This window comes from Pseudomonas sp. NDM (assembly GCF_003105095.1).
Classification (GTDB): domain Bacteria; phylum Pseudomonadota; class Gammaproteobacteria; order Pseudomonadales; family Pseudomonadaceae; genus Aquipseudomonas; species Aquipseudomonas moraviensis_A.
This window is the reverse complement of the sequence record NZ_QETJ01000176.1, coordinates 1-9,179: the sequence shown is the minus strand read 5'-3', so window position 1 is coordinate 9,179 and position 9,179 is coordinate 1. Positions and strand designations below refer to the sequence as shown.

Annotated in this window: 5 protein-coding genes; all 5 read right to left on the bottom strand. The window is 61.8% G+C overall.

Annotated features, from left to right (window positions below):
• Positions 1-70: 70 nt before the first annotated feature.
• From DCO47_RS23250 to glgA, 5 genes are read right to left on the bottom strand one after another with little or no spacing between them, the layout of a single operon-like run.
• Positions 71-418, bottom strand: a complete 348-nt coding sequence (locus DCO47_RS23250) for a DUF2934 domain-containing protein (RefSeq protein WP_116659006.1) — start codon at positions 416-418, stop codon at positions 71-73.
• A 21-nt stretch (positions 419-439) separates the two neighbouring features.
• Positions 440-3,214, bottom strand: coding sequence for a malto-oligosyltrehalose synthase (locus DCO47_RS23245; protein WP_116659005.1), 2,775 nt, complete (start codon positions 3,212-3,214; stop codon positions 440-442).
• Complete coding sequence (gene malQ / locus DCO47_RS23240) at positions 3,211-5,289, bottom strand: 4-alpha-glucanotransferase (RefSeq protein WP_116659004.1); 2,079 nt, start codon at positions 5,287-5,289, stop codon at positions 3,211-3,213. Before malQ ends, DCO47_RS23245 begins: the two co-directional genes overlap by 4 nt.
• Positions 5,286-7,088, bottom strand: a complete 1,803-nt coding sequence (gene treZ, locus DCO47_RS23235; protein ID WP_116659003.1) for a malto-oligosyltrehalose trehalohydrolase — start codon at positions 7,086-7,088, stop codon at positions 5,286-5,288. The genes malQ and treZ overlap by 4 nt, the downstream gene beginning before the upstream one ends.
• 17 nt (positions 7,089-7,105) lie before the next feature.
• The gene (glgA, locus tag DCO47_RS23230; protein WP_042609874.1) at positions 7,106-8,692 is read right to left on the bottom strand and encodes a glycogen synthase GlgA; all 1,587 of its coding nucleotides are present in this window, start codon (positions 8,690-8,692) and stop codon (positions 7,106-7,108) included.
• Positions 8,693-9,179 lie beyond the last annotated feature (487 nt).

Here is a 9,179-nt window from a genome sequence, read left to right as displayed (position 1 = left end):
CGGGGCGCAAAGACCCCTTATGGCGAGCAAGCTCGCCACACAGCTGTTCAGTTCAATAATCGGGTCTAGGTCAGTTCGCCGGAGGCTTCTTCGCAACTCGCGGCTTTTTCTCCGCAGCCTTTTCGCCCGGCGGGACTACCTTGGGCGTGGCCGCAGGCTTGGCTTTCGCCGCTGGTTTGGCTTTGGCGGTAGCCGGCGTTTTGCCGGCGAGCGCTTTGGCCTCGGTGTTCTTCGCCGCTGGGGTCTTGCCGGCAACCTTGCTGCCAGCCGCTTTCGGTGGCTTCTTCGGTGCTAGCGCCTCGGCCTCGGCCAGTTTGCGCGCCATCTCCCAATGACGTTCTTCCTGGCCTTCAGGCTTACCTTCCGACTCCCAGATCTGATAGGCGAATTCGCGAATGCGTTTATCGTCGGTGCTCATCGCAATGCTCCTGAACTGAACTCATGCTTGTGTTAACTGTTGGATAAAGAGATTGACCGGGACATCCCCCAGCGCTTCGCTGACATTCAGCTCCCTGTTTTGTGTGACTACGCTGCTGGCAAAAAGTCCCTTCAGGTTTGCATCCGGAGCGGCGGACGGTAAAACCACCCGCGTATCGCCCCAGCGCAGCGCATCGACCTGCGGGATGGCACAGTTTTCCAGCAACGTCGCGCAGCGCACCGGCACCACTACAATGGCCCGCACGCCCTCGTGCTCACGCGCGAACGCCAGCACGTTGTGCGCCTGACTGCCCAGCACCTGCAGTGGCTGGTAGTCGCCACGGCGGAACAGCTCGCTGTGGTCCCTGCGCAGGTTCAGTACTTCGCCGATCAGGGCTTGCTTGACGCGCCCGTCGCGCCATTCTTTCAGCAGTTGCGCATTCGGCACTGATGCCTGCAAAGACTGCTCCCGGGCGGCGTAATCCACCGGCCGACGGTTGTCCGGGTCGACCAGACTGAAATCCCAGTACTCGTTGCCCTGATACAGATCCGGTACCCCCGGTACGGTCATGCGCAGCAAGGTTTGCGCCAGCCCGTTGAGCGCGCCGGCAGCGGCGATGCTGTTGACCGTCTTGCTCAGCGCCGCGCGCAGCAACTCGCCTTCCTCGCCGGTCAACAGTTTTTCCGTGAAGGCTTGCGCGGCGTTTTCATAGGCTTCGTTCGGCGCGCTCCAGCTGCTTTGCAACTTGGCTTCGCGCAGTGCTTTCTGTTGCCACTTCCAGATACGCTTCGCGTACTCGGCGAAACCTGCCTGGTCATCGTCCTGCAGATCCAGCGGCCAACTGCCGAGCAATGCCTGATAGAGGATCAGTTCGTCGCCCGCGGACGGCGCGTCATCTTCGATACGTACCGGACGGGCGAGAGCGCGCCACAGTTCGACCTGATCGGCGTACCAATGGCTGCGCTCACTGAGCACGGCGAGCCGCGCGCGAGTGTCTTCGCCGCGCTTGTGGTCGTGAGTGGCGGTGGCCAGCAGGTTATCGGGAAACTCCGCCATGCGCTGCTGATTCACTTCATGGAATTCGCTGACCGGCGCGCTGAATTGCTCGGTGTTGTAGCCGACATCATTGCGCGACAGCAGCACCGCCGAGCGATACAGCGCGGTGTCTTCCACGGCCTTGGCCGCTGCCGGCGAGGTCAACTGCTGGAAGCGCACGCAGGCATGCTTGAGGATCTTGCGCGACCGTCCGCGCGGCTTACGCCGCCACGGCGTGCCGCCAAGCCAACTGGCGACCGAATCGAGCACCGGCCAGTCGGCCTCGCTGAGGGTCTGCCGCGCACCGTCCATGGCGTGCTGGAAAATCGCTTCGTCCTGTTCCGAGCGGCCGAGGGCGCTGATGTAGGTGCGGTAAACCGGGAAGTGCACGATCAGTGCGTGCAGCACGCGGCGGATCGCGCCCAGGGTCAGATCGCGAGTCATCAAGTCATCACGGGCGACCTGGTGCAGCGCCTGGGCGACACTTTCGAAATCGCTGGCCAGCGAACCGTTGAGGATCTGCTGACGGGCCAGTTGCGCTTCTTCGATGAACGCGGCGGGGCGCTCGGTGCGGCGCTGCCAGAGTTCGCCGAGTACATGTTCGCCGTCCGGGTCGTGTTGCAGCAGCGACAGCTGATTCATGAACTCGTAACCGGTGGTGCCGTCAACGCTCCAGTCCCGGCGCAGGGTTTCGCCCTCGCCGAGGATCTTCTCGACATAGATGGGCAGATGACGTCCCGGTGCCAGATGATCAAGGCGCCGACGCAATTTGCGGCAATAGCCGCGCGGGTCGGCGAGGCCGTCGATGTGGTCGATGCGCAAGCCGTCGACCAGACCTTCTTCAACCAATTGGAAGATTTTGCTGTGGGTCGCTTCGAACACCGCCGGACGCTCGACGCGCAGGCCGCCAAGTTCATTGATGTCGAAGAAACGCCGCCAGTTGATGTCGTCCGCCGCCGTGCGCCAACTGGCGAGGCGATAGCTTTGCCGTTCAAGCAGTTCGTGAAGCTTCTGGAAGCCTTCTTCGCGGGTGGAATCGTACTGAGCGAGGTTGCTTTCGATGGTGGCCAGAACACGCGGATCGCTTGCCAGCTCGCGCAGCTCCTGCTTCAGCGGGATCGCCAGTGAGTGGGCATCGGTCTGGTAACTGAGCGTACTGAAGCGATCGGCCAGGGACTTGAGCGTGTCGTCGGATTTGAGCAACTCGCCATAATTGTTCGGGCAGATCGGGAAGTGATGGTCGTAATGCTCGACGTAGAAACTGCCGGCCTGCGGGTTGAATTTGAGCTTGAGCGTGCCGTCCTGTAACGCCACGCCGTAGTCGCTACCGAGGAAGGGCAATAGCAACTGGCCTTCCATCAACGGATCCGGCGAGTGCCATTGGATGTCGAAGAATTCGCCGTACGGGCTCAGGCGTCCCCATTCCAGCAAGTCGAGCCACCACGGATTGTCGTTGCCACCCACGGCCATGTGGTTGGAAACGATGTCGAGGATCAGCCCCATGTTGTGCTCGCGCAGGGTGCTGACCAGTCGGCGCAATGCCGGCTCGCTGCCCAGCTCAGGGTTGACCTGGGTCGGGTCGACCACGTCGTAGCCGTGCATCGAACCGGCTCGCGCCGCCAGCAGCGGCGAAGCGTAGATATGGCTGATGCCGAGTCGGGCGAAGTACGGCACCAGTGGCACCGCTTGTTCGAGGGTAAATCCTTTGTGAAATTGCAGGCGCAAGGTGGCGCGCAGTGGCTGGATTTGCTGTTGATTCATTGGTCACGCTCAGTGGCTTGAAGGCGCGCGCAAGCCAGCAGTTCCAGGCGGCGGGCGGCATCGGGGCCGTCCAGCAACGCTTCGCTGGGACCGGGCAAGCGTCGCGACCAGTTCGGGTGTGAATCGGTAGTGCCGGGCAGATTCGCCTGTTCATCGATCCCCAGGGCATCTTCCAGCGGCAACAGCACCAGCGGCGCGCGGGTGTGGCCGAGGAAACGCACGCTGGCATCGACCACTTGATCGGCTTCGTGGGATTCTTCGCGAAAATTCTGCGGGTCCTGGCGCAGCGCATCGCGCAGGCCTTCGCGTTCGCGCTCGCGGTGCCGGCGCCAGTCGATTTCGCCGTTGGCATCGACCAGTCCAAGGCGCGCATTCCAGTCGATATCGCGACCATGCCACCAGCCGTTGAGCGTCGGCAGGTCATGGGTGCTGGTGGTGGCCAGCGCGTCATCCGGCCAGTCGAGGATCGGTTTGAAGCGAGTGTTGTCCTGTTCGAACAACAGCACGCGCATGCCGAGAATCGAACGTGCGGCGAGTTTTTCCCGCAGGCCTTCCGGCACGGTGCCGAGGTCTTCGCCGAGCACGATGGCCTGATGACGATGCGACTCGAGAGTCAGCAGGCGCAGCATGTCGTCGAACGGGTAATACAGATAGGCACCGTCGGCCGGATGAGCGCCGTTGGGGATCACCCACAGACGCTGCAGCCCCATGACATGGTCGATGCGCAGACCACCGGCGTGGGCGAAGTTGGCGCGCAGCATGTCGATGAAGGCGCGGAAACCGTTACGGATCAGGCCTTCGGGCGAAAACGCGGAAATGCCCCAACCCTGGCCGCTGCGATTGAGGATGTCCGGCGGCGCCCCCACGGTCAGCGAGGCGAGCAGTTCGTCCTGAAAACTCCAGGCCTGACTGCCAGCGCCGTCAGCACCGACAGCGAGGTCGGCGATCAGGCCGATGCCCATGCCGGCACTGCGCGCGGCCGTTTGCGCGCGCTCCAGACAGCGATGGATCAGCCATTGGCAGAACGCGAAATAGCCGATGCGCTCGGCGTATTCCTCGGCGAAAGCTGCCAGCGCAGAGCCGCGCGGGTCGTGCCAGTGCTCGGGCCATTCGCGCCAGTCGAGACTTTCGCCACGGGCGGCGCGCATTTCCTGAATCGCTTCGAAGCGGCAATGGTTTTCCAGCGCTTCGCCGCCGGCGTGGCGAAAACTGGCGAAGTCGGCGTGCAGCGGATGCTCGCCAGCGACGAAACCGTCATACAAGGCTTGCAGCAGTTTCTGCTTGGCTTCGGCGGCAGCGGGCCAGTCGATCAGCTTGAGATTTTCCAGCTGCTCGAACTGCGCGGCCAGGCCGCTGGCGTCGATCGCGTCACGCAAGGCGCGTTCGCCGAGAATGCTCCCCGGCGCGGCGTACAGTGAATTGAGAAACAGGCGACTGGAGGGCGAGTAGGGGCTGTAGCGGCCAGTGTCGGCGCTGAACATCGCGTGCATCGGGCTGATCGCCAGGGCATCGGCACCACGTTCGCCGGCCACACGCACCAGTTCCTCGAGTGCCTGCGTGTCGCCGAAACCACAATCGCCGGGACGACGCAAGGCATACAACTGCGCGCTCAGACCCCAGGCGCGGGGGATAGGACTATCGACGGCATCGCCGACGCTGAAGCAACGCTCGGGTGCCACGGCCAGGGTGAAATACTGATCGCCGATGTGCACTTGCTGGTAACCGACCGGAATCAGACCGGGCAGCATCGCTTCGTTGTCCAGCTTGAGGTTCAGCTGCGAGCCATCTTCAAGATGAATCTCGCAGGGCGTCTCCGGTGAGAAATAGCGACTCAGATTCAAGGCAACGCCCACGTCGCAAGTCAACAGGGGCGGCAAATGGCGGTCCTGCTGGACCTCTTGCAGTTCCAGCAGGCTGGCATCGATTTCTTGCGCAGTGCTGGCCGGGTGGCCAAGTCCGATCAGGACGTTGCGCAGCACAGCAGGAGCGACTTTCTGTTGACGCCCGTTGGCGTCGATCCAGTCGACGGCGAGGCCGGCTCGGCTGGCGAGTATTTCCAGTTGCGCATCGCTCATAGGCGCTCTCCGTTCAGGGGGTGCAAAAGGGGTGCGGCCGTGAGGCTGACGAGCGCGGTGTACGCCGGCAGTTGGTTCGGGTCCGACAGTTCGATGGCGGCAGGCTGTTGAAACAGCCACTCGGTATCGGTCTGTGCAGGGTTGACCACTGGCGTATCACTGAGGTTCAGGTCAATTCGCAGCTCACTGCCATCGCCCAGCCGCCAGCGTGCGCTGACTGCGCCGTAGCCGAGCATTTGCGCACCCAGCGCCTGGGTCCCGGAGAGATTTGGGATGATGTACTGATGACGCAACTTCAGCAGTTGCCGGTAAAGCTCCTGGGTCTGCTGTTGTAACGGTGTGCCGCTGCCGACCAGTCGCGGCTGCGAGGCGTGGAAGGTGTTCTCGGCATTCGGATCGGGGATTTGCTCGCGCTTGTGCGGATCGGTAAACGCGCTGAACGCGGCGAATTCGTTGCGCCGGCCTTCACGCACCAGTTCCGCCAGTTCACCGTGGTGGCTGGTGAAAAACAGAAACGGTTGCTCGGCGGCGAATTCGTCGCCCATGAAGATCAGCGGAATCATTGGCGACAGCAGCAACAACACGGTGGCCGCTTGCACCGCACGCGGGTCGGCGAGCTGATGCAGACGCTCGCCAAAAGCGCGATTGCCGATCTGGTCATGGTTCTGCAAAAACAGCACGAACGCGGTGGAGGGCAGATGTTCGCTTGGCTCGCCGCGCGGTTCGCCATGACGGGTGATGTGGCCCTGGAATACGAAGCCCTGACTCAGGCAGCGAACCAGTTGCTCGGTAGGTTGCGCGGCATAGTCGGCGTAATAGGCATCGGTTTCACCGGTCAGTAGCACGTGCAAGGCGTTATGACCGTCATCGTTCCATTGCGCGTCGTAATCGGTTTCCAACAGGCTCGACTGGTTCAGTTCGTTCTCGACGGTCAGCCAGACGTGGCGGGTCGGGTCGATCTGCTGGCGAATACGCCGGGCCAGATCGCTGAGAAAGTCCGGGTCTTCAATCGCGTGCACCGCGTCCAGACGCAGGCCGTCGAAACGGTATTCGAGCAACCACATCAAGGCGTTTTCAATAAAGAACTCACGCACTTCCGGGCGGCGGAAGTCGATCGCCGCACCCCAGGGCGTGTGCTTGTCCTCGCGGAAAAAGCTTTTGGCGTAGCGATGCAGATAGTTGCCGTCAGGCCCGAAGTGGTTGTAGACGACGTCGAGAATCACCGCCAGGCCATGGCCATGGGCGGTGTCGATCAGGTGTTTGAGTTGTTCGGGCGTGCCATAGGAGGCTTGAGGCGCATAGGGCAGCACCCCGTCATAGCCCCAGTTGCGATCACCGGGGAATTGCGCCAGCGGCATCAGTTCAATCGCGGTAATACCCAGTGCCACCAGCCGCGCGAGGTGCTGTTCGACTTCGGCAAAACCACCGAGCGCACCGACGTGCAACTCGTAGATCACCGCTTCGCTCCATGGCCGACCATTCCAGGTCGTGTGCCGCCATTGATAGGCATGCGGGTCGACCACCATACTGTGGCGGTCAAGGTCAACATCCTGCGCTCTGGAGGCCGGGTCCGGCACCTCCAGCTCGCCATCGATGCAGTAGCGGTAGCGGCTGCCCGCCGGGCAGCTGGCCTTGATCACAAACCAACCGTCGCCCTGTGGCAGCATCGGCAACGATTTTCCATCTTCCAGTTCCACACTGACGTAGAACGCGTCAGGCGCCCACAACGCAAATTGCGTGTGCTCGGCATCCAGCATGATCGCGCCGTGGGGCCAGGTTTCTTGGGTCCTTGACGGCATTTTCTGCAACTCCCTGGTTATTTGTGGCTGGCTTTACCCAACGCCTTGGCGACCAGCTGTTCGTAAAGTTCGGCGTAGGGTTCAACTGCTTTGCTCCAGTTGAACGGTGCGGCCATGGCCCGGCAACGCATGGCATTGAGCAGTTCCGGGAAGGCGAAGACCTTGAACGCGCGGCTCAGGGCTTCTTTATAGCTATCAACGGTGGATTCATCGAAAAGGAAGCCGGTGACGCCGTTTTCAATGGTGTCGGCCAGACCGCCGGTGTTGCGCGCGACCGGCAACGAGCCGAAACGCTGGGCGTACATCTGGCTCAAGCCGCACGGCTCGTAACGCGATGGCATCAGGAGGAAATCGCTGCCGGCGAACATGCGCCGGGCATCGGTTTCATTGAAGCCGATGCGCACGCCGATCTGGCCTGGGAAACGCAGGGCCAATTCGCGCATGGCTTGTTCTTCTTCCGGCTCGCCGCGACCGATGATCGCGATCTGGCCACCGTTCTGCACGATGAACTCGGACACCGCTTCGGTGAGGTCGAGGCCTTTCTGATAGACCAGACGCGAGACCACCGCGAACAGTGGACCGGTGGAATCGTGCAGGCCGAACAGCTCACGGACGTGGGCGGCATTGACCGCCTTGCCTTCCCAGTCGCCGATGGCAAACGGGGCGAACAGGTGCGGGTCAGTCGCCGAGTCCCAGCTCTCGTCGATGCCGTTAGGAATGCCGCTGAGCAAGCCTTGCTGGGTTTTTGCAGCGAGGAAACCGTCGAGGCCGCAGCCGAAGTCCGGGGTGGTGATTTCCTGGGCATACGTGGCGCTGACGGTGGTGATGTGGCTCGAATAGGCCATGCCGGCCTTGAGGAACGACATCTTGCCGTAGAACTCCATGCCTTCCTGTTGCAGTGCGTGGGCGGGAATCCCAAGCTCCGGGCAGGAACCGAGGCTGGTCACGCCCTGGTAGGCAAGGTTGTGAATGGTGAACAGAGTCGGCGTGCGCTGCCCGCGCCAGTGCATGTAAGCGGGCGCGAGGCCAGCAGGCCAGTCGTGGGCGTGCACCAGATCCGGGCGCCAGTGGATTTGTGCGAGGTTGGCGGCGATGTCGGCAGCGGCCAGACCCAGACGGGCGAAGCGAATATGGTTGTCCGGCCAGTCGCGGCCGTTGTTGGCGCCGTATGGGCCACCTTCACGCTCATAGAGTTCAGGGCAGATCAACACGTAGATCACCAGGCCATCGGGCATGTCCATGCGCCCGATCTTGCAAGGTGGCAGCGCGGCGTGGCCACCCAGCTCGCCGATGATGTGAATCGGGTTTTCGCTGTGCACCACCTGCGGGTAACCGGGAATCAGCACACGCACGTCATGCAGATGAGCCATGGCCCGGGGCAGGGCAGCGGAGACGTCACCGAGACCGCCGGTCTTGACCAGATCGGCGATTTCGGACGTAACGAACAACACTTTCTTCTTGTTGGGGTTCTGGCTTGCTACCGGAGCAAGCGCTTTGGTGCCGGGTACGTTGATCTGTCGGCTGCCGGGAACACTGACGGTGCTCGATTCTCCAAGCGACTGGTGAGCACGCTCTCCCTGAATATCCAATGCCGCACTGATCATATGTATCTCCCGTGTGTGATCTGATTCTTGTCTCGAACAAGCTGTTTCGTGGCCAAGTCCTGTGGCCGGGCGCAAAGGCGCCACGCATCGGTGAGCAAATGCTGACCCAACACGCGCAAGCAGAATGGGTGGTGAGGCCGTTGCAAGGATTACACCAGTCGCTTTCGCCCAGTTGTTCTGATGACCTGTGGCGTGAAGCAAAAGTTTCGACTTTTTTTCGTCGGTATGACCGAGTGGTTTAACCACTGAAAAATCAGTCTAGGCCAGATCCTAGAGCGGGTAAGGGCAAATGGGTAAATTGTTCGACAATCGGTTGTGTCGGGATGTAAGTGAGGGTTTAGCGGAGGGAATGCTCCGACGAAGGGCATGTTTTTCGTCTGGAGTGGGCTAAAACGGTGACTGGGTAGTCACGATTTTGTGCTAGGGGATGGGGTTGGAGCACCAATTTGGTGCAATGGCATTTGGGCGTGGAGTCAGTGATGGCCTT